The organism is Nitrobacter sp. (assembly GCF_051535235.1).
GTDB lineage: Bacteria > Pseudomonadota > Alphaproteobacteria > Rhizobiales > Xanthobacteraceae > Nitrobacter.
The window spans coordinates 470057-490596 of the sequence record NZ_JBPPLZ010000001.1 but is presented as its reverse complement, the minus strand read 5'-3'; the positions used below and the strand labels follow the sequence as shown (position 1 = coordinate 490596).

Here is a 20540-nt window from a genome sequence, read left to right as displayed (position 1 = left end):
ACGCAGTGCTTCGCAGCAGCCACTATTTTGCGATGCAAAAGGGATTGAGCAGAATGCCTATCGGTGAATTTGGACGGCCGCCGGAGATACCGGCGGAAGTCAGCCCGACGATGACGACGCCGATGTACTGGATGTACGAGATGGCGCAGGCGTCACTCAATCCGGCTCGCGCCGTCACCGACGCGACACGGATACTGTTCCAGAACCCGCTCAATCCGTGGTCGAGCACCGAGTTCGGCAAAACCATCGCCGCCGGCTGTGAATTGTTCGAGCGCACCACCCGCCGCTACGGCAAACCGGAATGGGGCCTGCACGAGACCGAGGTCAACGGCATACGCACGCCGATCGAAATTCGCTCGGTCTGGGAAAAGCCGTTCTGCCGTTTGCTCTACTTCGACCGCAAGCATGTGCGTCCGCTGAGAAGGCCGCAGCCGCGCGTGCTGCTGGTGGCGCCGATGTCGGGTCATTACGCGACGTTGCTGCGCGGAACCGTCGACGCGTTCCTGCCGACGCATGACGTCTATATCACCGACTGGTCCGACGCCCGGATGGTTCCGATCACCGAGGGGCGTTTCGATCTCGATGACTACGTCGATTACCTGATCGAGATGCTGCATGTGCTGGGCGGCAACATCCATGTCATCGCGGTCTGCCAGCCTTCGGTGCCGGTGCTGGCGGCGGTGTCAGTGATGGAGGCCGAAGGCGATCCGTGTGTGCCGTTGTCGATGACGTTGATGGGCGGACCGATCGACACCCGCAACCATCCCACCGCCGTCAATAACCTCGCCGCCGAGAAGGGCACGGACTGGTTCCGCAACCATGTCATCACCAAGGTACCGTTCCCGCATCCCGGCGTGATGCGGGACGTCTATCCGGGCTTCCTGCAGCTCAACGGCTTCATCAGCATGAATTTCGACCGGCACATGGCCGCGCACAAGAGTCTGTTCAAGAATCTCGTCAAGGGCGACGGCGATCTCGTCGACAAGCACCGCGATTTCTACGACGAGTATCTCGCCGTCATGGACCTGACCGCGGAGTATTATCTGCAGACGGTCGATCTGGTGTTCGTCAAGCACGCGCTGCCGGAAGGAAAAATGACCCATCGCGGCCGGCCCGTCGATCCTTCGAAGATCGTGCGCGTGGCGCTGATGACGGTGGAGGGCGAAAACGACGACATTTCCGGGCTCGGGCAGACCAAAGCGGCGCACGCGCTATGCACGTCGATTTCCGACAACCGGCGGGTTCACTATGTGCAGAAGGGCGTCGGCCATTACGGCGTGTTCAACGGCTCGCGCTTCAAGTCCGAGATCGTGCCTCGCATCAACGATTTCATGCAATCCGTCACCACAACACCGATGCGTACGTCACTCCGTGCGGCGGCTGAGTGAATCTGAACAACACTCAATCATTTCACCCGGTGAGGAATGGTCCGGCGAGCCTGGCTGGCCGCTGGAATTCTCAAAAATTTGACAGGGTTTCAGTGCTGTAAAATAATGAGTTCAGATTCACACCTAGAGCAGCCGAATCCGGTGGAATGAACTTCGAATATTTTGTTCCGAGGCCCATTCCATAGGGGGTCGGACCAGCAAACCCGCTGTATATTGGGCAAATGATTTGTTTTTGCGCCGAGCGATTTGACTGGCGGCGGTTATGGCAAAGTCCGGGCGCTACCCCCGCCCCCGGATTTGCTGAAATGGCCCGCGCACTCCTTTATCGACGCCCCGCTGAACCGTCCCGGCTTCTCGTTAAGCACGGCTCCCAGATTTATTCCGTGCGTTTGCGCCGCCATCGTCGCGCTCGCCGCTATACATTGCGAATCCATCCGAGCGATCGCGAAGCGATCCTGACCATGCCGCCGCGGGGAACGCTTGCGGAGGCCAAGGACTTTGCGCAACGCCACGGCGGCTGGATCGCGGCGCGCCTCGGGCGGCTGCCGAAGGCGGCGCCGTTCCACCATGGCGCGATCATTCCGCTGCGCGGCGTCGCTCACCGAATCGTGCATCGCGCCGGCGAGCGCGGCACGGTGTGGACTGAAACACGCGACAGCGGCGAAAGGATTCTCTGTGTGGCCGGCGGGTTCGAACATCTCGACCGGCGTGTCCACGATTTTCTCAAGCGCGAAGCGCGGCGCGACCTGCAAAAGGCCGCGCACCGCTATGCCGACATGCTAGACGTCAGGGTCAAGCGGCTTTCGATCCGCGATCAGTCGAGCCGCTGGGGCTCCTGCACATCAGCGGGATCGCTGTCGTTCTCCTGGCGCCTCATCCTGGCGCCCCCGTTCGTGCTGGATTATCTCGCCGCTCACGAGGTCGCCCACCTCGTTGAGATGAACCATTCGCCGCGGTTCTGGAAGGTGGTGGCCCGGATCTGCAATCATGTCGAGCGGGCCAAGCGATGGCTCGACGCCGAAGGCAACGACCTCCATCGCTACGGCATTCAGGACTGACGGGCTCCTCGCAGTCCGCCGACCTTCTTTTCGTCATTCCGAAACCCGAACTCCCCAACCACGATGGATCGCCGCCTACGCGGCATCCGGAATGACAGCGAGGGTTCTAGGTCTATCGCCCGCCGAACAGCCGGTCGACGAGCCAGCCGTCCAATCCGCTTGCGGCTTCCGGCCGGACATCGGACCGGACCGGCTGAGGTCGGCTGCCGACCGGCACCGGAGCAGCAGCAGGAACAGGAGCCGGCGGCGCGACGACCTGCCGGCCGAGCTGAGCGATGTCCGGAAGCAGGCCGCGCTGCGTGCCCGGGATCGGTTCGGGCCGCAAGCCCTGATGAGCGAAACGCATGAAACGGGTCCAGATCTCTACCGGCAGGCCGCCGCCGGTAGCCTTGCGGGTCGGTGTATTGTCGTCGTTGCCGAGCCACACCCCGGTCACGAGCTTTGCCGTGTAGCCGACAAACCACGCATCGCGAAAATCCTGGCTGGTACCGGTCTTGCCGGCGGCGGTCCATCCGGGAATCTCGGCCTTGCGGGCGGTGCCGCTGATGAGCGTCTGCTCCATCATGGTGTTCATCATCGCAACGGCGCGCGGATCGACCACACGATCAGGCGCGTCCTGCGAGCGCACGTAGAGCAGCTTGTTGCCCTCGACGGTGCGGATGCGATCGACGATGTGGGCATTGGCGGCATATCCGCCGTTGGCGAACGGCGCATAGGCGCCGACCAACTCCAGCGGCGACACCTCGGAGGTGCCGAGCGCGATCGAGGCGTTGGACTCCAGTTTCGACGTGATGCCGAGCCGGTGCGCGGTGCGGACCACGTTCGCGGCGCCGACCTCCAGTCCGAGCCGGACCGCGACCGTGTTCAGCGACATCGCAAGCGCCTGCGTCAGCGTCACCGCGCCGAAATATTCGTGACTGTAATTCTCCGGCCGCCATCCCTTGACGTCGAGCGGCGCGTCCTGCCGGATCGTCTCGGGCGTCAGTCCGGCCTCGATCGCGGTGAGATAGACGAACGGCTTGAATGCGGAACCGGGCTGGCGCTTCGCCGTCACCGCGCGGTTGAACTGGCTGTCGGCATAGTTGCGACCGCCGACCATGGCGCGCACCGCGCCGTCGGGCGTCATCGCCACCAACGCGCCCTGGCTGACATTGAACTTGACGCTTTTCGCGGCCAGTTCGTCGATCACGGCGGCTTCCGCCGCGCTCTGCAGTTTCGGATCGATGGTGGTTTCGACGACGATGCTCTGGTCGACCTGACCCACAAGATCGTCGAGCACCTCGCCAACCCAGTCGGCGACATAATTGATCGTGCCGGCGCTGGCCGGTTTCACGGCATAGGAAGGACGGCTTCCGGCGGCCTGCGCCTGCTGCGCGGTGATGAAACGGGCGTCGGCCATCGCCGCGAGCACGACCTTCGCACGAGCCTCGGCGCCTTCCGGGTTGCGATCGGGCGCGAGCCGCGACGGCGACTTGACGAGACCGGCCAGCATAGCGGCCTCGGCGAGCGTGACGTTCTTCGCCGGCTTGCCGAAATATTTCTGCGCAGCCGCCTCGACGCCATAAGCGCCGGAGCCGAAATAGACCCGGTTGAGATAAAGTTCGAGAATCTGCGCCTTGGTGTGCTTGCGCTCCAGCCAGAGCGCGAGTTCGACCTCCTGAAGCTTTCGCTCGAGCGTGCGCTCTTGGGTGAGGAACAGGTTCTTGGCGAGTTGCTGGGTCAAGGTCGAACCGCCCTGCGACACCCCCCTGTGCATGACGTTGGCCAGGGCCGCGCGCAGAATGCCGACCGGATCGACGCCGTAATGCGAATAGAACCGGCGGTCCTCGATCGCGATGAAGGCCTTGGGCAGATAGGGCGGCAGGTCCTTGAGCGAGACGTTGCTGCCTGCCATTTCGCCGCGCGTCGCCAGCACGCTGCCGTCCGCGCCGACGATCTGGATGGTCGGCGGGCGTTTCGGAATTTCAAGCGACTGGATCGGCGGCAGATGCGCGCCGACATAGACCACCACGCCGACCACGGCGATGGCCGCCCATAAAGAGAGTACGGCGCCCCAATAGAAGACTCGGGACAGACGAACGCGACGGCGCTTCCTGGTCCGGCCCTTGCCGTTCCGATCAGGCGACGGCTTGTGCGACCCGCCGCCACCCGGCCCGGCCTTGCGCGGCGTCGCGCGTTTGGCCGGCGCATCGTCGGCAACCGTGACGCGATCGAGCGGGTTGAGGCGCAACTCCGCGAGCGAAGCGGCAAATCCGCTGAAGACCGGCTCCTTGCGTCCGCCGCGCTTTTTTCGTCCCCATCCCATACGCAACTACGCCCATGCCTTTTCCGCGGCACGCTAGCGGTCGGGGTTTAAGGGGCGGTTACCGTAAAGTTAACGTAAGATTAGAGACCGGGGACGGCGCAAGTTCGCCTGTCTTGAAACGTGGCTGGATCAAGATGGGATGGTCGGACACGGGCGAGCGGAAGCGACGCCGTTCTTCGAACGGCCATGCCTGGCCATGCCCGGCCATAACGCGTCGAACGCTTCATTGTCCGAAAACCGGTTGCCGCTTTTCGGGATGCGCTAACCGCTGGCGTCGTCGGAAATGACCGGTCCGAACAGTTCCCAGCGCTGGCCGTTGAAGCGCATCATCTGCATCTGCTCGTTGACGCGATAGTCGTCCGGCGCCGTGTTGATCCTGATGTCGGGAAGCAACAGGTCGAGGCTGACGTCCTTCAGGTTGGTGGCCTGGTTCATGACGTTCGCGCGCGTGAGATCGTCACCGCACTGCTGCAGCACCCGTACCAGCAGTTGCGCCGTGCTGTAACCATAGGAATTGAAGTTCGAGTCCTGGTCGCCATCCGGATAGTACTTCGCCATGAAGGCGAAATACTTCTTCATGCCCGGATCGTCCTTCCACTGCGGATCGAGCGGGTCCTTGCCGTAGTTTGTGCTGATGATGCCCTTCGAGGCCTCCAGCCCCGCCGGCTGCAACACCGCGCCCACCGAGGTCGCGTTGATGTCGAGGATATGCACCGGCTTCCAGCCGATCTCGAAGGTCTTCCGGATCGCCTGTGCGGCCTGCTTCGGCGTCGCGGCGCTGAACAGAAGCGTGGCGCCGGCGGCGCGCAGCTTGAGGATCTGCGAATCGACGGTGGGATCGGACACCTCATAGGCCGCTTCGGCGACAATCATCTTGGAGGCCCTGGCCCCGAGGCCCGATTTCAGCCCCTTGAGATAGTCCTTGCCGACATCGTCGTTCTGGTAGAGCACGCCGATCCTGGCATCCGGATGATCCTTCAGGATGTACTGGCCGTAGATCCGTCCTTCGACGAAGTAACTGGGGTTGAAACCGATGGTCCAGGGATATTTCTTCGGATCGCTGAAGCGCGAGGCTCCGGTGGCGGCGAAGAGCTGCGGCACTTTCTTCGCGTTCAGATATTTCTGAACGGCGGCATTGGGCGGCGTTCCGATGATCTGAAAGGTGAGAAGCACCTCGTCGCTCTCCACCAGCTTGCGAACCTGTTCGACGGTCTTGGGCGGGCTGTAGGCGTCGTCATACTGGATCAGCCTGATCTTGCGTCCGTTAACCCCGCCTTCGTCGTTGACCATCCTCATATAGGCGGCCTGTACCTTGCCGATGGTGGCATAGGCCGAGATGGGTCCACTGAACGGGACGGTCTGGCCAACCTTGATTTCGGTGTCGGTGACGCCGGGGCCGTATTTTTTCTGAGCGGAGGCCTGCGAGACCGATAGCGCGACAGCCAACGCCGCCGCCGCGGTCCAACGCAGCATACGGTTTTTCATTGCATTGCTTATCATCGTGCTCGCCAGATGCATGATCGTACCCATGGTCCGGTCGAATCAAGCAAGTTGATGTCGGCTCAAACCTGAATGAAGGTCAAGCGCATTGCAAGGCGATCCCTGCGAGAAGCGTGGAACCTCAGGCGGCGGGGCCCGCCGCATTGCCGGCGGCGAGCAGATGGACCAGCGCGCGCTTGATCGCGGCCTGTCGCGTCGGGGCGGTGATCCGGGCCCCGAGCAGGTCGGTGACGTAGAACACGTCGCGGGCGCGCTCGCCGAACGTCGCGACGTGGGCGGAGGCGATATTGAGATCGAGCTTGGAGATCGCCGCGGTGAGCTGGAACAAGAGGCCAGGCCGGTCCAGCCCCGAAACCTCGATCACGGTATGGCGATCCGACCACTGGTTGTTGATGTTGACCTTGGGTTCCACGACGAACGGCCGCAGCCTCTTTCCACCGGCGCGGCTCGGTACCATGTCGGGTAGCCGCAGCCGGCCTTCAAGCACCTGCTCGATGATTTCGCCGATGCGGGCGGCGCGACGGCCCTCGTCCTCGTCGCGGTCGTATTCGCGGGAGATCGCGATGGTATCGAGCGCCTGCCCATCGGTGGTCGTGTAGATCTGCGCATCGACGATGTTGGCGCCGGCCGATGCGCACGCTCCGGCAATGATCGACAGCAGCCAGGGATGGTCCGCGGCGAGGATCGTCAGTTCGGTTACGCCGCGCGTCTCGTCAAAGCCGACATTGATGTTGAGCTTCTGGCCGCTTCGCTCGCTGGCGTGCAGGAAACGCGCATGGCTGATCTTGTGCGCGAGATCGACCTTGAGCCAGTAGGCCGGATAATGCCGCGAGATGTAGGTGTTGAGTTCCTGTTCGGACCATTCGGTGAAGGCGGCGCGGAACTCGGCCTGCGCCGCCGCGATGCGCTCGACGCGGTTGACCTCGGAGAAGCCCCCCGTCAAAACCGGCTCCGTCTCATAATAAAGAGTGCGCAGCAGTTGCGCCTTCCAGCCGTTCCAGACGCCGGGGCCGACGCCGCGGATGTCGGCGGTGGTCAGGATCGTCAGGAGCTTCATCTGCTCGACCGATTGCACCACGGCGGCGAAATTCTCGATGGTCTTGCGATCGGACAGGTCGCGAGACTGGGCCACCTTGGACATCGTCAGATGCTGTTCGATCAGCCATGCGACCAGTTCGGTGTCGGCCGCATCGAATCCGAAACGCGGGCACAAGCGCCGCGCCACCCTGGCGCCCGCGATGGAATGATCCTCAGGCCGGCCTTTTGCGACGTCGTGAAGCAGGGTCGCAATGTAGATGACGGGCCGGTGTTCGGGACGGATCTTGCGCATCAGTTCGCTGGCGAGGGACAATTCGTCGTTATTGCCGCGCTCGATGTCCTGAAGGATGCCGATGCAGCGGATCAGGTGCTCGTCCACCGTGTAGTGGTGATACATGTTGAACTGCATCATCGAGACGATCTTGCCAAAGGCGCGGATGAAATGACCGAGCACGCCGGTCTCGTTCATCCGGCGCAGCACGGTCTCAGCGTCGTTCGACGTCAGGATTTCCATGAACAGCCGGTTGGCTTCCGGATTCTCGCGAAGCTGCGCGTTGATGAGCCGCCTCGACCGCGTCACGGTTCGCAACGCGTCCGGATGAAACGCCAGGTTGTTCTTCTGCGCGAGACGGAACATGCGGATCAGGTTGACGGGATCGCGCTTGAAGACATCGGGCGAGGCGAGATTGATGCGGTTGTTGTCGATGATGAAATCATCGTTGTCCGGCACCCGGCGCAGTTCCGTGCCCGGTCGCCGTCCCGACAATATGCGGCCGAGAACCGGCGCCGGCTTCGCCTGCTGGTCCTCGAGCTTGGCGCAAAGGATGGCGGTGAGGTCTCCGACGTCCTTGGCGGTCAGGAAGTAGTGCTTCATGAAGCGCTCGACATCCTGCATCCCGGGATGAGAGGTATATCCGAGCCGCACCGCGATCTCGCGCTGCAGGTCGAACGACAGCCGTTCCTCGGCCCTGCCCGTGGCGAAGTGCAGATTGCAGCGCACCGACCACAGGAAGTCGGCGCAGCGGCGGAAGGTCCGGTACTCGCGGACATCGAACACCCCGCACTTCAGCAGTTCGTGGCTTTCGTGGACCCGGTAGACATATTTCGCGATCCAGAACAGCGTGTGCAGGTCGCGTAATCCTCCCTTGCCGTCCTTGACGTTGGGCTCGACCAGATAGCGCGACTGGCCGGCGCGGCGATGACGCTCCTCGCGCTCGGCGAGTTTGGCGGTGACGAATTCCGCCGCCGTTCCCTGCACCACTTCCTTGTCGAAACGGGTGACCAGTTCGTCGTAAAGCGCCCGGTCGCCGGCGAGGAACCGGGTCTCCAGAATACCGGTGCGAATGGTCATATCGCCCCGCGCCTGCCGGATCGATTCACGGACCGATCGCGTCGCATGACCGACGCTCAAGCCCATGTCCCACAGACAATACAGGATCGCCTCGGCGACCTGTTCGCCCCACGCGGTCTGCTTGTACGGAAGAATGAACAGCAGATCGAGATCGGACTCCGGCGCCATCAGGCCGCGACCGTATCCACCGGTCGCAACCACGGCCATGCGCTCGCCGTCGGAAGGTATCGGGGAATGATAGAGGTGGCGCGTCGCGGCCGAGAATGCGAGGCGAATGATTTCGTCCTGGACGAAGCAAAGCCGTTCGGCGCAGCGCCGCCCGTGACGGTCGCGCAAAAGCCTCGCCTGCGCCGCATCGAGCACCTTGGCGAATTCCGCCTTCAACAACCTGGACACCGCGGAGCGGAAGGCGTCCTCGTGCCCGGCGTGCTTCTCGGCCAGCGCATCGATGTCGCCGGTGATCCTGGCGGTATCGAAGTCGTCGGCGGCTCCGGCCGCGTCATTTGTCGTCGCGATGTCCATCGCCTACCCGGATAACGGACGCCACGCGGGCTGTCACCGGAGATTGTCGGCCGCACACGATGGGTCCATGCTTCGCGCTACCGGCTTTGAGCAAGGATCTGCTCCCGCCGGAGCATCCGAAAAATCTATTTTCTCGTTGACTGAGGTTTACAACTATTTGACATAAGATGGCTTTTTCGCCCGGCCGAACGGCTCGCATTTTCAACCTCCCAGGAGACATTATCATGTTCAAGCCCGCACGACGCGCCGTGCTCGCCGCCATCGCCGCCGCCACGCTTTTGCCCGCGGCGGCGTTCGCCGCTGACGCGCCGAAGGAAATTCATATCGACTGGGCGACCTACAACCCGGTGTCGATGCTGATGAAGGACAAGGGCCTGATCGAGAAGGAATTCGCCAAGGACGGCATCACCGTGCGCTGGGTCCAGACCCTCGGTTCCAACAAGGCGCTCGAATTTCTGAACGCCGGCTCGATCGATTTCGGCTCCACCGCCGGTTCCGCGGCGCTGGTGGCAAGGATCAACGGCAATCCGCTCAAATCCGTCTATGTCTATTCGAAACCGGAATGGACGGCGCTCGTCACCCGCAAGGACACGACGATCAAGACGGTCACCGACCTCAAGGGCAAGCGCGTCGCAGTCACGCGCGGCACCGATCCGCATATCTTCCTGGTGCGCGCGCTGCAGAAGTTCGGCATGTCCGAAAAGGACATCGTGCCGGTGCTGCTGCAGCATCCGGACGGCAAGACCGCGTTGATCCGCGGCGACGTCGAAGCCTGGGCCGGTCTCGATCCGATGATGGCGCAGGCGGAACTGCAGGACGGCGCGCGGCTGTTCTACCGCGATGCCGACGCCAACACCTACGGCATCCTCAACGTGCGGGAAGAGTTCCTGAAGAAATATCCCGAGATCACGCAGCGCGTGCTGGCCGTCTATGAGACCGCGCGCAAATATGCGGTCGCCCATCCGGAGGAACTGGAAGCGAGCTTCATCGCCGCAACCAAGCTGCCGAAAGACGTGGTCGAGAAACAGTTGCGCGAGCGCACCGACATCTCGAACGGCAAGATCGGCAAGGCCCAGCGCGACACCATTCTCGCGGCCGGCCTGGCGCTCCAGCAGGCTGGCGTCCTCGACGCCAAGGTCGACGTCAAGGCTGCGCTCGACGGCCTGATCGACGATCAGATTCCGCTGCCGGCCAACTGATCGGTCGGCTGGTCCGGAAACGGCGAGAACCGGAGTGCCGGGTTTAGAGCGCGATCAGCAAAAGCGGATTCCGGTTTTGCGTCCGATCGCGCTCTAAATAGTGAGAATGCGCATGATCTTTTCGCCAAACCGCTCACACTTTGGCGGATCATGCGCTCGTGGAGCGAATTTGACATTCGCGCGGTCAACCTCGAGTCGCGGAAGCGAATGTCGAATTCAAAGCTCCACCAGTTACTTATATTCGCTGGTGGTCTTTCGATTCTGACATTCGCAAGAAATCTCGCTGCAACGAGCTGCGAATGTTGGAATCGGACCACTAGCCGTTTTTCGATCTTGCAATCGGCGGCCGGACAGGGTTTGGCAATGACAATGACGCTGGACACCCCCGTCGAGAGCCCAAAGTCGCTCGCCCCGCCGTCTGCGACGCGGTGGAGGCGCTGGACGCGTCCGGCGCTGGGCCTGCTGCTGCCGCTCACCGCGGCCGTCGCGTGGGAATGGGCGGTGGCCGCCGGCTGGTCCAATGGACGACTGGTGCCGCCGCCGTCGACGGTTATTGCAACGATCGACGAACTCGCCCGCAGCGGCGAGTTGTTCCGCCACATGGCGACCACGCTCGAGCGCGTCGGCGCCGGATTCGCGCTCGGCGTTGCGGCCGGCACCGTGCTGGGCGCGATCTCGGGCTATTGGGGGCTGGCGCGACAACTGCTCGATCCGACCATCCAGGCGTTGCGCGCCATTCCCTCGATCGCCTGGGTGCCGCTGTTCATCCTGTGGCTCGGCATTTTCGAGTTGTCCAAGGTCGCCCTGATCGCCGTCGGCGTGTTTTTCCCGATCTATCTGGGCGTCATGGGCGCGATCCTCTCGGTCGATCGCAAGATCGTCGAGGTCGGCCGCACCTTCCGTCTAAGCGGGCCGGCGATGATCCGGCGCATTCTGCTGCCCGCGGTGCTGCCGGCCTATGTGGTGTCGTTGCGCGTCGGGCTCGGCCTCGGCTGGATGTTCGTGGTGGCGGCGGAATTCATGGGCGCGTCCGAAGGGCTCGGCTATCTCCTGATCGACGGCCAGCAACTCGGCAAGCCGGCGCAGATTCTCGCCGCCATCGTGATTTTCGCGATTCTCGGCAAGACCACCGACTGGCTGATCGAAATCGCGGCGATGCCGTTCCTGCGCTGGCAGGATGCGTTCGCGCCAAACCGCGGGGCGTTCTGATGCTGGTGCTCGACCGCGTCGGCAAGACCTACCCCAACGGCGTCAACGCGCTCGAGCGATTTTCGATCGAGATCAGGCTCGGCGAGATCGTCGCCGTGATCGGCGGCTCCGGCTGCGGGAAATCGACGCTGCTGCGCGCCGTCGCCGGCCTCGACCGCGCCAGCTACGGCGCCATCACGCTCGACGGCGAAGCCCTCACCGCGCCGCACCCGAAGGTCGGCATCATCTTCCAGGAGCCGCGGCTGCTGCCGTGGTTGAGCGTCGCCGACAATATCGGCTTCGGTCTGTCGGACGTGTCTGCGACCGAGCGGCGGGAACGCGTCGCCGCCGCGCTTGGCAAGGTCGGCCTATCCGACAAGGCCAGGGCGTGGCCGCGCGAACTGTCGGGCGGACAGGCGCAGCGCGTCGCGATCGCGCGGGCGCTGGTGGTGCGGCCCGAAGTGCTTCTGCTCGACGAGCCGTTTTCCGCGCTCGACGCCTTCACCCGACGCGATCTGCAGGACCACCTGCTCGATCTGTGGTCGGAGACGCGTCCGACACTGCTGCTCGTGACTCACGACGTCGACGAGGCGGTGGTGCTGGCGGACCGGGTGCTGGTGATGCGGCCGCGGCCCGGGCGGCTGTTCGAGCAGGCCGAGATCAGCCTGGCGCGTCCGCGCGACCGCAATTCGGACCTGTTCGAGACCACCAAGCGGCGCATCCTGACCGCACTCGATCGCTCGCTCGACCAGGCCGCGCCCGATCCGACGGCGGCGGCCGAGACCGGCGATGCGCTGTGGTGGTGAACCCGGCGCGCCGTGACTACAATTGCTCTGAATGAATTCAGGAAAAGGAGAGAGGTTGATGGATGCCGCCGAGCTTCGCGCCACGCAGGCCCCGATCAAGGAGCGTTACAAGAGCGACCCGAAGTCGGCGCTGATCACGCTGAAGGCCAAAGGTTCGATCGAGAACGAAGGCATCGCCTGCAAGGTGGAGACCGGCCGCGCGCTTGCGATCGCGGGGCTTCATCCGGCCACCGGCGGCTCCGGCCTCGAATTGTGCTCCGGCGACATGCTGCTCGAGGCGCTGGTCGCCTGCGCCGGCGTCACGCTGAAGTCGGTTGCGACCGCAATCGAGGTGCCGCTGAAATCCGGCCACGTCAGCGCCGAGGGCGATCTCGATTTTCGCGGCACGCTCGGCGTCGACAAGGAAACGCCGGTCGGCTTCGAATCGATCCGCCTGCGGTTCGATGTCGAGACCGATGCGCCGCAGGACAAGCTCGATCTGCTTCTCAAGCTGACCGAGCGCTATTGCGTCGTCTATCAGACCATCAAAAATGGACCGAAAGTATCTGTCGAGATGAAAAGGGCGTGAGGAAGGCCCTGCACGCATGTTCTGGAGCGTTTGTTGCCGGAGCGGAACGCAGACGAAGCCGAATCCGGCTTTCGAGGGGTTTCGATCCCGCACCCCCGACCCCAGATAGAGCGGCATGACCTCACAACCGTCCGACTCCGCTATTTCACCTGAAACCCCGGTGCGCGCGCCCTCGGCTGTTCCGGTCGACGATGCGGTAATTCCGTTCGGGGTGAGCGCGCTCGATCTGCGCGGACGGCTGACGCGGCTCGGACCCGCGCTCGACGAACTGCTGGTCCGGCACGACTATCCCGCGCCGGTCGCCAAGCTGCTCGGCGAGGCGATCGTGCTGACGACGCTGCTCGGCTCCTCGCTCAAGTTCGAGGGCCGCTTCATCCTGCAGACCCAGACCGACGGCCCGGTGTCGTTCCTGATCGTCGACTTTCGGGCGCCGGAGCGGCTGCGGGCCTATGCCCGTTTCGACAGGACGCGGCTCGACGATGCGCAGGATTCCGGCGCGCTGCTCGGACGCGGTCATCTCGCCATGACCATCGATCAGGGGCCGGACATGAGCCGCTATCAGGGCCTGGTGGCGCTGGAAGGCGGCAGCCTCGAAGATGCCGCGCATGAATATTTCCTGCGCTCGGAACAGATACCGACGCGGGTCCGCCTCGCGGTCGGCGAGGAGTGGCGCCGGGACGGCAATGGTCCGAAACGCGGCTGGCGCGGCGGCGGCATGCTGCTGCAATTCCTGCCCAAGGCGCCGGAACGCGCGCGTCAGGCCGATCTCGATCCCGGCGACGCGCCCGAAGGCAGCGCGGTGCATACGGTGGCGGAGGACGATGCCTGGGTCGAGGGCCAGTCGCTGATCGCAACCGTCGAGGATCTCGAACTGATCGATCCAGATTTATCGGGCGAACGCCTGCTGTACCGGCTGTTCCATGAGCGCGGGGTCAGGGTGTTTCCATCGCAGGCCCTGCACGCGCAATGTTCCTGCTCGCGCGACGCGGTGGCGGCGATGCTGAAGAGCTTCGCGCCGCAGGACCGCTCCGGGATGGTGCAGGACGGCAAGGTCGCGGTGACCTGCGAGTTCTGCAGTTCGGTGTACGAATTCACGCCGGAGGAAGCCGGCGTGGAATAGGTGCCGCCTGTTCAGTTGAGCACGCGCTTGCTGTCAGGGCTGTCGAGCGAGAAGGTGGGGACATCGATTTCGAACGCATCGCCGCTTCGGACCGAGATCATCTGATAGCGGCCGCTCATGAAGCCGTTGGCGGTCGGCAGCGGAACGCCGCTGGTGTATTCGAAGCGCTCGCCGGGCGCGAGCACCGGCTGCTCGCCGACCACGCCCTCGCCGCGGACTTCCTGCTTCCGCCCGGAGGCATCGGTGATGATCCAGTGCCGCGTGCGCAACTGGACGGTATCCGACCCGGCATTGGTGATGACCACGGTGTAGGACCAGAAAAAATGGCCTCGCTCAGCCGACGATCGCTCCGGCATGAAGTTCGGCTCAACGGTGACTTCGATCTGGCGGGTAACGGCGCGGTACATCTCAAACTCTCTCTAGAGCATTTTCCGGCTAAGTGGAATCCGGTTAGCGTGAAGAAAATGCCCTCAATTTATAACTTGCGCGGATTCCGATCGCAAAACCGGCATCCACCTTTGCGGAATACGCGCCAGCGTGTTCGCGCGAAGAAAACGCATCAAACCAAAAACATAGAGTGCCTCGTCGGAAGCGGAAGGCTCAAGGCGTCGGGGGCGATCATAGCGAAAACAGGCCCAGGAACCAGCCCCCACTTAGTTGTGAAACCGTGCAGTTCCGGGCCGGAATTCCGGCCGCAATATTGCTTTTTTGTCACCGTTAGCGTGAAGCTGTCGTCCCGTAAATCAGTCTCGGTCGGGGGCGATCGAGACGTTTCGAAACAGAGCGCATGCCGTCGGTTGCCGATCAGGTTGTCGGAGCCCGCGCCAAGGTGGCGGCCGATGGCGCCACGCGCGAAGCACCGGCCATTTCGAGTCCGACCGCGCCCGCCGAACGCGAGCTGCGGCTCGATCTGTTCCGCGGGCTGGCGCTCTGGCTGATCTTCATCGACCATCTGCCGCAGAACCTTCTGACCTGGCTCACCATCCGCAATTACGGCTTCAGCGACGCCACCGAGATTTTCATCTTCATCTCCGGCTATACGGCGGCATTCGTCTACGGGCGGGTCATGCTGCAGCGGGGATTTGTCGTCGCCGCCGCGCGCATTCTCAAGCGCGTCTGGCAGATCTACGTGGCGCACATCTTCCTGTTCACGATTTTTCTCGCAGAAATTTCCTACGTCGCGAGCCGTTTCGAGAACCCGCTTTACACCGAGGAAATGGGCATTCTCGATTTCCTCAAGCAGCCCGACGTCACGATCGTGCAGGCGATGCTGCTGAAGTTCAGGCCCGTCAACATGGACGTGCTGCCGCTCTATATCGCGCTGATGCTTTTCTTTCCGCCGATGCTGGCGCTGATGCAGCGCAAGGCAGACCTGGCGCTGGCGCTGTCGGTCGGCCTTTATGCGCTCACCTGGCAGTTCGATCTGGCGCTGCCGGCCTATCCCAACGGGGTCTGGTTCTTCAATCCCTTCGCCTGGCAACTGCTGTTCGTGTTCGGGGCGTGGTGCGCGCTCGGAGGCGCGAAGCGGACGTCGCGCATCATCCGCTCGCCGGTCACGCTGTGGATTTGCGTCGCCTATCTGCTGTTCGCCTTCTACACGACGCTGACCTGGCATGTGCCGCAGCTCAACTATTTCATGCCGCGCATCGTCGAGCAGTGGATGTATCCCATCGACAAGACCAACCTCGACGTGCTTCGCATCGCCCATTTCCTGGCGCTCGCTGCGCTCACCGTCCGCTTCCTGCCGAGGGACTGGCCCGGGCTGACCTCGCCATGGCTGCGGCCGATGATCCTGTGCGGCCAGCACTCGCTGGAGATTTTCTGCATCGGCGTCTTCCTGGCATTCGCCGGACAGTTCATCCTCGCGGAGTTGTCCGGCGGCGCCGGGATTCACTTCGTTATCAGCCTTTGCGGAATCCTGATCATGTCCGCAGCCGCGTGGGTATTTTCGTGGTACAAAAAGGTTGCCGGCAAGGGCGGGAGCCGTCCCAGGACCGCTGACGGCGACGCTGATCTGGCGGGAGGAGGAGCATGATGGCCGGCTGGATGTCGGTCTTGTTCGTGGTGGCCGGTTTGTCGGCCACCGCGGTCGCGCGGGCGGACGACCCGCCGAGGAATTGCAGTGTCGCGGCCTATCTGCTGACCAGCGAGAGTACGCTGTCGCGGGTGGCCTCGGCGGTGAAGACCGGCGGGCCGCTCGATATTCTGGTTGTAGGCAGCCGTTCCTCAACCATTTCCGGAGCGGAAGGCGACGCCTATCCCGCAAGGCTGCAGGCCGCGCTTCGCCAGAAATTGCCGGCAATTCCCGTATCCGTCTCCGTGGAACTGGCGCCCCGGAAGGCCGCCGAGGATATCGTCCCCGGCCTTGGCAAGCTGGTGCAGACAAAAAAACCGACCTTGGTGGTATGGCAGACCGGCACGGTCGATGCTATCCGGTCCGTCGATGTCGACCGTTTTCACGATGCCATCGACCAGGGCGTTACTGCGTTGCAAAATGCGGGGGCCGACGTTGTGCTGATGAACATGCAATACAGCCCGCGTACCGAAACCATGGTTTCCCCGACATCCTACATCGACAACATGCGGGTGGTGGCGCAGCAGCACGACGTTCCGCTGTTCGACCGGTTTGCGATCATGAGTCAATGGAACGAGACCGGCGAATTCGATTTGTTCAGCCCAGTGCGCGGCGTCGATCAGGCCAAGCGCGTTCACGATTGCCTTGGCCGCGCCTTGTCGACATTCGTCATCAATACCGCCCATATCGACGCTGCCGAACGCGGGACGCGGCGCCAATGACGAGCCGCGGTCGCTTCCCCAGCAACGCTGGCGCGGCCGTGCTGGCGATCATGTTGACGGGCGCGTCGATCTCGAGCGTCACCGCGCAAACTGCGCCGGGTAACGCCGCAGCGCTGCCGATGGGCAGCACCAGCCTATCAGCACTGCCCTCGACCGGCGCTGCGGCTGCATCCCCCGGCGCGCCGTCGCAGAACCTGACCGACGCGCCGGTCGACAAGGCGAAATCTGTTGCCGCCCACGTCCGCGACATCTTGGACCGCGTCCCCTGCCTGCCGCCCAAGGGAATCTCGCAATCGATGGGCTCGCTGCCGCACGTCGCGGCCAAGCTTGCCGCCAACAAGCCGGTCGTCATCGTCGCCTTCGGCTCGTCGTCGACGCAGGGGTACGGCGCGACATCGCCCGAATTCAATTATCCGAACCAGCTGGCGGCACGGCTGCGCCGCAAGTATCCGGCGGCCGCCATCACCGTGATCAATCGCGGCAAGGGTGGCGAGGACGCCCCCGAGATGATGAAGCGGCTGCGATCGGAAGTCATCGACGCCAGGCCGGACATGGTGATCTGGCAGGTCGGCACCAACGCGGTGCTGCGCAATCTCGATCCCGCGAGCACGGCGAAGACCGTCGAAGACGGCGTCGCGACCATTCAGGCCTCCGGCGCCGATCTGGTTCTGGTCGATCCGCAATACGCCCCCGCCGTCAATGCGAGGGGCGAGAATGCCGGCAGGATGGTCAGTCTGCTGAGCAGGGTCGCGCACTACAGGCACGTTGGGATCTTTCCGCGCTTCGAGGTCATGCGCGACTGGCACGACCGGCAGTCGCTGCCGTTCGACACCTTCGTCAACAAGGACGGCCTGCACATGAACGACTGGGGCTACGCCTGTTTCGCCCAGTTGCTCGGCGATGACATCATCAAGTCGGTGGACCAGATGCAGGCGGGCGTCAGGCTGCCGGCAGCCGCGGCGGTCAATCGGCCGCTGTGAGGTCGTTGTGTCCCGGACGCGGTGCGGCGTTTTTCACGCCGCTCTGCAGAGCCGGGACCAAACAAAATCGCTGCACTCTCATAACACGGTCCCGGATCAGCAGCGCACCGCTCCGCGGTGCACAGCATCCGGGACACCTCTCACACCGTCTCCAGCGCGGCGGCGAGATCCTCGATCAGATCGTCCTTGTGTTCGAGGCCGGCCGAATAGCGGATGAAGCCTTCGCCGATACCGAGACTGGCGCGGACCTCCGGCGCAAGCCGCTGGTGGGTGGTGGTCGCCGGATGGGTCACGAGGCTCTTGGCGTCGCCGAGATTGTTCGAGATGCGCGCGAGCTTCAGCGCGTTGAGGCAGCGGAAGGCGCCCGCCTTGCCGCCCCTGACCTCGAAGCCGATCAGCGTCGATCCGGCGCGCATCTGCTTCTTCACCAGCGCCGCTTGCGGATGGTCGGGCCGGCCGGGATAGATGAGGCGGGACACTTTGGGGTGCGACGCCAGCGCATCCGCGATCGCCGCGGCGCTTTCGGTCTGCTGGCGCACGCGAACGCCGAGCGTCTCCAACCCTTTCAGCAATACCCAGGCGTTGAACGGCGAGATCGACGGCCCGGTCTGGCGGATGAAGGTCTGCAGGTGATCCTGAACGAAGGCGTTCGACGCCAGGATGACGCCGCCAAGCGTGCGTCCCTGGCCGTCGATGTGCTTGGTCGCGGAATACACCACGACGTCGGCGCCGAGCGCCAGCGGGCTTTGCCAGATCGGTGTCGCGAACACGTTGTCGACGATCAGCCGTGCGCCGGCCTGATGCGTGATGTCGGCGATACCGCCGATGTCGAGCACGTCGAGTGTCGGGTTGGTGGGGCTTTCGATGAAGCAGCTTCTGGTGTTCGGCCGCATCGCCTTGCGCCACTGATCGAGATCGAGGCCGTCGACCAGCGTCGACTCGATGCCGTAGCGCGGCAGTAGATCCTCGACCACGTAGCGGCAGGAGCCGAACAGGGCCTTGGCCGCGACGACGTGGTCGCCTGCCTTCAGCGGGGCGAGCATCGCGGTCGTCACCGCCGCCATGCCGGTGGCCGTGGCGCGCGCAGCCTCCGCGCCTTCAAGCTCGGCCATGCGCTGCTCGAACATGGCGACGGTCGGATTGGAGTAGCGCGAGTAGATGAAGCCGGGGTCGTCGCCCTTGAACCGCGCTTCGCACTGCTCGGCGGTGTCGTAGACATAACCCTGCGTCAGAAACAGCGCCTCCGACGTCTCGGCGAACTGCGAGCGCAACGTCCCGGAATGAACCAGCCGGGTCTCTGGGCGATATCGGGCCGTGGCTGAAGACTGCGACATGTGACCTCCTGCGCGGCCGCCTTGGAAACGGCCACAAAAAAACCGGCCTGGAAAAAATCCACAGGCCGGGATCACATTGTCCCCGGCCTGTTTAGCGACTTATTTAACGTGGCTGCAAGCCGGCCGGCTCAAATCACCACGGGACGCCTCATGCCTAGTCCGGCACGTCCTGTCCGTCAAGCCAACGAATTGACATTCGCGTTGCGCCCGTCGGATAACGGATCAAAGCCTGCTCCCGGGTCGATATCGCCCACGCCGCAAGGACGACATCGTGTCATTCACGCTCCCGCCGGACGCCAACGGCATCCTGCCCGACCGCATGATCGCGGCGATGGCGGACGCAGGGCTGATCCTTCCCGAGTATCCCTTCGTCGAAAGCCAGATCCAGCCCGCCAGCCTCGACCTGCGGCTCGGCGCCACCGCCTACCGGGTGCGCGCCAGTTTTCTGCCAGGGCCGGATGCAACTGTCGCCGAACGCATCGACGAATTGAAGCTGCACGACATCGACCTTTCCGATGGGGCGGTGCTGGAAACCAACTGCGTCTACATCGTGCCGCTGCTCGAAAGCCTTGCACTGCCGGCGGAGATCATCGCCTCGGCCAATCCGAAAAGCTCGACCGGGCGGCTCGACGTGTTTACGCGCGTGATCGCCGACGGCACCCGCCGCTTCGACATGATCGGCGCCGGTTATCACGGCCCGCTTTATGCGGAAATCAGCCCGAAGACGTTTCCGGTGCTGCTGCGCGAGGGTTCGCGGCTGTCTCAGGTCCGCTTCCGCACCGGCGACGCCGTTCTCAAGGCCGACGAACTCGACGCCTTGCACGCGAGCGAGCGGCTGGTCGATGTCGAGCATGCCGACTGCGTCAACGGGGTCGCGCTCAGCGTCGATCTCTCGGGCGAGAACGGCGGCGGTTTTGTCGGCTATCGCGCCAAGCGCCATACCGGCGTGGTCGATATCGATCGCCGCAGCGGCTATGCGGTCGGCGAATTCTGGGAGCCGATCGCGGCGCGCCCCGATCGCAGCCTCATCCTCGATCCCGGCGAGTTCTACATTCTCGCCTCGAAGGAAGCGGTGCAGGTGCCGCCCGATTACGCCGCCGAAATGGTCCCGTTCGACCCGCTGGTCGGCGAATTCCGCGTACACTATGCCGGCTTTTTCGATCCCGGCTTCGGCTACGCCGGCGCGGGCGGCCAGGGCTCGCGGGCAGTGCTGGAGGTGCGCTCGCGCGAGGTGCCGTTCATTCTCGAGCACGGCCAGATCGTCGGCCGCCTCGTCTACGAGAAGATGCTGGCGCGGCCCGACGCCATGTACGGCCAGCGCATCGGCTCCAACTATCAGGCCCAGGGCCTCAAGCTGTCGAAGCATTTCCGCGTGTGATCACTCACA

General features: G+C 63.8%; 16 protein-coding genes and 1 riboswitch. Of the genes, 11 read left to right on the top strand and 5 right to left on the bottom strand.

Annotated elements, in window-relative coordinates:
- Nucleotides 1-53: 53 nt before the first annotated feature.
- Nucleotides 54-1388 (top strand): polyhydroxyalkanoate depolymerase, encoded by a 1335-nt coding sequence (locus ACS3WA_RS02400; RefSeq protein WP_438276949.1) that lies wholly within the window; start codon nt 54-56, stop codon nt 1386-1388.
- A 221-nt stretch (nt 1389-1609) separates the two neighbouring features.
- A complete protein-coding gene (locus tag ACS3WA_RS02395; RefSeq protein ID WP_438276948.1) occupies nt 1610-2446 on the top strand; it encodes a M48 family metallopeptidase in 837 nt (278 codons plus the stop codon).
- Nucleotides 2447-2558: 112 nt separating this feature from the next.
- Here the strand turns inward: ACS3WA_RS02395 and ACS3WA_RS02390 are convergent, their stop codons facing one another.
- The 3 genes from ACS3WA_RS02390 to ACS3WA_RS02380 all read right to left on the bottom strand — a co-directional run bounded on the left by ACS3WA_RS02390 (nt 2559) and on the right by ACS3WA_RS02380 (nt 9162).
- Entirely contained in the window at nt 2559-4751 is a 2193-nt protein-coding gene (locus ACS3WA_RS02390; protein WP_438276993.1) for a transglycosylase domain-containing protein, read from the bottom strand.
- A gap of 261 nt (nt 4752-5012) precedes the next feature.
- Nucleotides 5013-6224 carry an ABC transporter substrate-binding protein gene (locus tag ACS3WA_RS02385; protein WP_438276992.1) on the bottom strand — a complete coding sequence of 404 codons (1212 nt, stop codon included), beginning with the start codon at nt 6222-6224 and terminating at the stop codon, nt 5013-5015.
- 148 nt (nt 6225-6372) lie between these two features.
- Nucleotides 6373-9162 (bottom strand): [protein-PII] uridylyltransferase, encoded by a 2790-nt coding sequence (locus ACS3WA_RS02380; RefSeq protein WP_438276947.1) that lies wholly within the window; start codon nt 9160-9162, stop codon nt 6373-6375.
- A 224-nt stretch (nt 9163-9386) separates the two neighbouring features.
- Between ACS3WA_RS02380 and ACS3WA_RS02375 the strand changes: the two genes are divergently transcribed.
- From ACS3WA_RS02375 to ACS3WA_RS02355, 5 genes are all read left to right on the top strand, one after another.
- A complete protein-coding gene (locus tag ACS3WA_RS02375) occupies nt 9387-10361 on the top strand; it encodes an aliphatic sulfonate ABC transporter substrate-binding protein (RefSeq protein ID WP_438276946.1) in 975 nt (324 codons plus the stop codon).
- 369 nt (nt 10362-10730) lie between these two features.
- Nucleotides 10731-11570 (top strand): ABC transporter permease, encoded by an 840-nt coding sequence (locus tag ACS3WA_RS02370; protein ID WP_438276991.1) that lies wholly within the window; start codon nt 10731-10733, stop codon nt 11568-11570.
- On the top strand, nt 11570-12355 hold the full coding sequence (locus tag ACS3WA_RS02365; RefSeq protein WP_438276945.1) for an ABC transporter ATP-binding protein: 786 nt from the start codon (nt 11570-11572) through the stop codon (nt 12353-12355). Before ACS3WA_RS02370 ends, ACS3WA_RS02365 begins: the two co-directional genes overlap by 1 nt.
- Nucleotides 12356-12413: 58 nt before the next feature.
- Complete coding sequence (locus ACS3WA_RS02360) at nt 12414-12923, top strand: OsmC family protein (RefSeq protein ID WP_438276944.1); 510 nt, start codon at nt 12414-12416, stop codon at nt 12921-12923.
- A gap of 115 nt (nt 12924-13038) precedes the next feature.
- The gene (locus tag ACS3WA_RS02355; protein ID WP_438276943.1) at nt 13039-14043 is read left to right on the top strand and encodes an Hsp33 family molecular chaperone; all 1005 of its coding nucleotides are present in this window, start codon (nt 13039-13041) and stop codon (nt 14041-14043) included.
- 11 nt (nt 14044-14054) lie between these two features.
- On the opposite strand, the gene apaG is transcribed toward ACS3WA_RS02355, so the two are convergent.
- The gene (apaG, locus tag ACS3WA_RS02350) at nt 14055-14450 is read right to left on the bottom strand and encodes a Co2+/Mg2+ efflux protein ApaG (protein WP_438276942.1); all 396 of its coding nucleotides are present in this window, start codon (nt 14448-14450) and stop codon (nt 14055-14057) included.
- A 380-nt stretch (nt 14451-14830) separates the two neighbouring features.
- Here apaG and ACS3WA_RS02345 point away from each other — a divergent pair, with 380 nt between their 5' ends.
- From ACS3WA_RS02345 to ACS3WA_RS02335, 3 genes are read left to right on the top strand one after another with little or no spacing between them, the layout of a single operon-like run.
- Nucleotides 14831-16078: an OpgC family protein gene (locus ACS3WA_RS02345; protein ID WP_438276941.1), complete on the top strand. Its 1248-nt coding sequence runs from the start codon at nt 14831-14833 to the stop codon at nt 16076-16078.
- A complete protein-coding gene (locus tag ACS3WA_RS02340) occupies nt 16075-16839 on the top strand; it encodes an SGNH/GDSL hydrolase family protein (RefSeq protein ID WP_438276940.1) in 765 nt (254 codons plus the stop codon). Before ACS3WA_RS02345 ends, ACS3WA_RS02340 begins: the two co-directional genes overlap by 4 nt.
- On the top strand, nt 16836-17819 hold the full coding sequence (locus ACS3WA_RS02335) for an SGNH/GDSL hydrolase family protein (protein WP_438276939.1): 984 nt from the start codon (nt 16836-16838) through the stop codon (nt 17817-17819). Before ACS3WA_RS02340 ends, ACS3WA_RS02335 begins: the two co-directional genes overlap by 4 nt.
- A gap of 140 nt (nt 17820-17959) precedes the next feature.
- Here ACS3WA_RS02335 and ACS3WA_RS02330 read toward each other — a convergent pair whose 3' ends face one another.
- Entirely contained in the window at nt 17960-19153 is a 1194-nt protein-coding gene (locus ACS3WA_RS02330) for an O-succinylhomoserine sulfhydrylase (protein WP_438276938.1), read from the bottom strand.
- A 70-nt stretch (nt 19154-19223) separates the two neighbouring features.
- Nucleotides 19224-19303, bottom strand: a riboswitch (SAM riboswitch).
- A gap of 121 nt (nt 19304-19424) precedes the next feature.
- On the opposite strand from ACS3WA_RS02330, the gene ACS3WA_RS02325 reads away from it, so the two are divergent.
- A complete protein-coding gene (locus ACS3WA_RS02325; protein WP_438276937.1) occupies nt 19425-20531 on the top strand; it encodes a 2'-deoxycytidine 5'-triphosphate deaminase in 1107 nt (368 codons plus the stop codon).
- Nucleotides 20532-20540: the final 9 nt, after the last annotated feature.

Excerpts from the sequence above, each read along its gene's own strand:
- ACS3WA_RS02335 (WP_438276939.1), top strand. The coding sequence starts at position 16,836 with ATGACGAGCCGCGGTCGCTTCCCCAGCAACGCTGGCGCGGCCGTGCTG.
- ACS3WA_RS02385 (WP_438276992.1), bottom strand. The coding sequence starts at position 6,224 with ATGCTGCGTTGGACCGCGGCGGCGGCGTTGGCTGTCGCGCTATCGGTC.
- ACS3WA_RS02395 (WP_438276948.1), top strand. The coding sequence starts at position 1,610 with ATGATTTGTTTTTGCGCCGAGCGATTTGACTGGCGGCGGTTATGGCAA.
- apaG (WP_438276942.1), bottom strand. The coding sequence starts at position 14,450 with ATGTACCGCGCCGTTACCCGCCAGATCGAAGTCACCGTTGAGCCGAAC.
- ACS3WA_RS02365 (WP_438276945.1), top strand. The coding sequence starts at position 11,570 with ATGCTGGTGCTCGACCGCGTCGGCAAGACCTACCCCAACGGCGTCAAC.
- ACS3WA_RS02355 (WP_438276943.1), top strand. The coding sequence starts at position 13,039 with ATGACCTCACAACCGTCCGACTCCGCTATTTCACCTGAAACCCCGGTG.
- ACS3WA_RS02370 (WP_438276991.1), top strand. The coding sequence starts at position 10,731 with ATGACGCTGGACACCCCCGTCGAGAGCCCAAAGTCGCTCGCCCCGCCG.
- ACS3WA_RS02360 (WP_438276944.1), top strand. The coding sequence starts at position 12,414 with ATGGATGCCGCCGAGCTTCGCGCCACGCAGGCCCCGATCAAGGAGCGT.
- ACS3WA_RS02390 (WP_438276993.1), bottom strand. The coding sequence starts at position 4,751 with ATGGGATGGGGACGAAAAAAGCGCGGCGGACGCAAGGAGCCGGTCTTC.
- ACS3WA_RS02380 (WP_438276947.1), bottom strand. The coding sequence starts at position 9,162 with ATGGACATCGCGACGACAAATGACGCGGCCGGAGCCGCCGACGACTTC.
- ACS3WA_RS02375 (WP_438276946.1), top strand. The coding sequence starts at position 9,387 with ATGTTCAAGCCCGCACGACGCGCCGTGCTCGCCGCCATCGCCGCCGCC.
- ACS3WA_RS02340 (WP_438276940.1), top strand. The coding sequence starts at position 16,075 with ATGATGGCCGGCTGGATGTCGGTCTTGTTCGTGGTGGCCGGTTTGTCG.
- ACS3WA_RS02400 (WP_438276949.1), top strand. The coding sequence starts at position 54 with ATGCCTATCGGTGAATTTGGACGGCCGCCGGAGATACCGGCGGAAGTC.
- ACS3WA_RS02345 (WP_438276941.1), top strand. The coding sequence starts at position 14,831 with ATGCCGTCGGTTGCCGATCAGGTTGTCGGAGCCCGCGCCAAGGTGGCG.
- ACS3WA_RS02330 (WP_438276938.1), bottom strand. The coding sequence starts at position 19,153 with ATGTCGCAGTCTTCAGCCACGGCCCGATATCGCCCAGAGACCCGGCTG.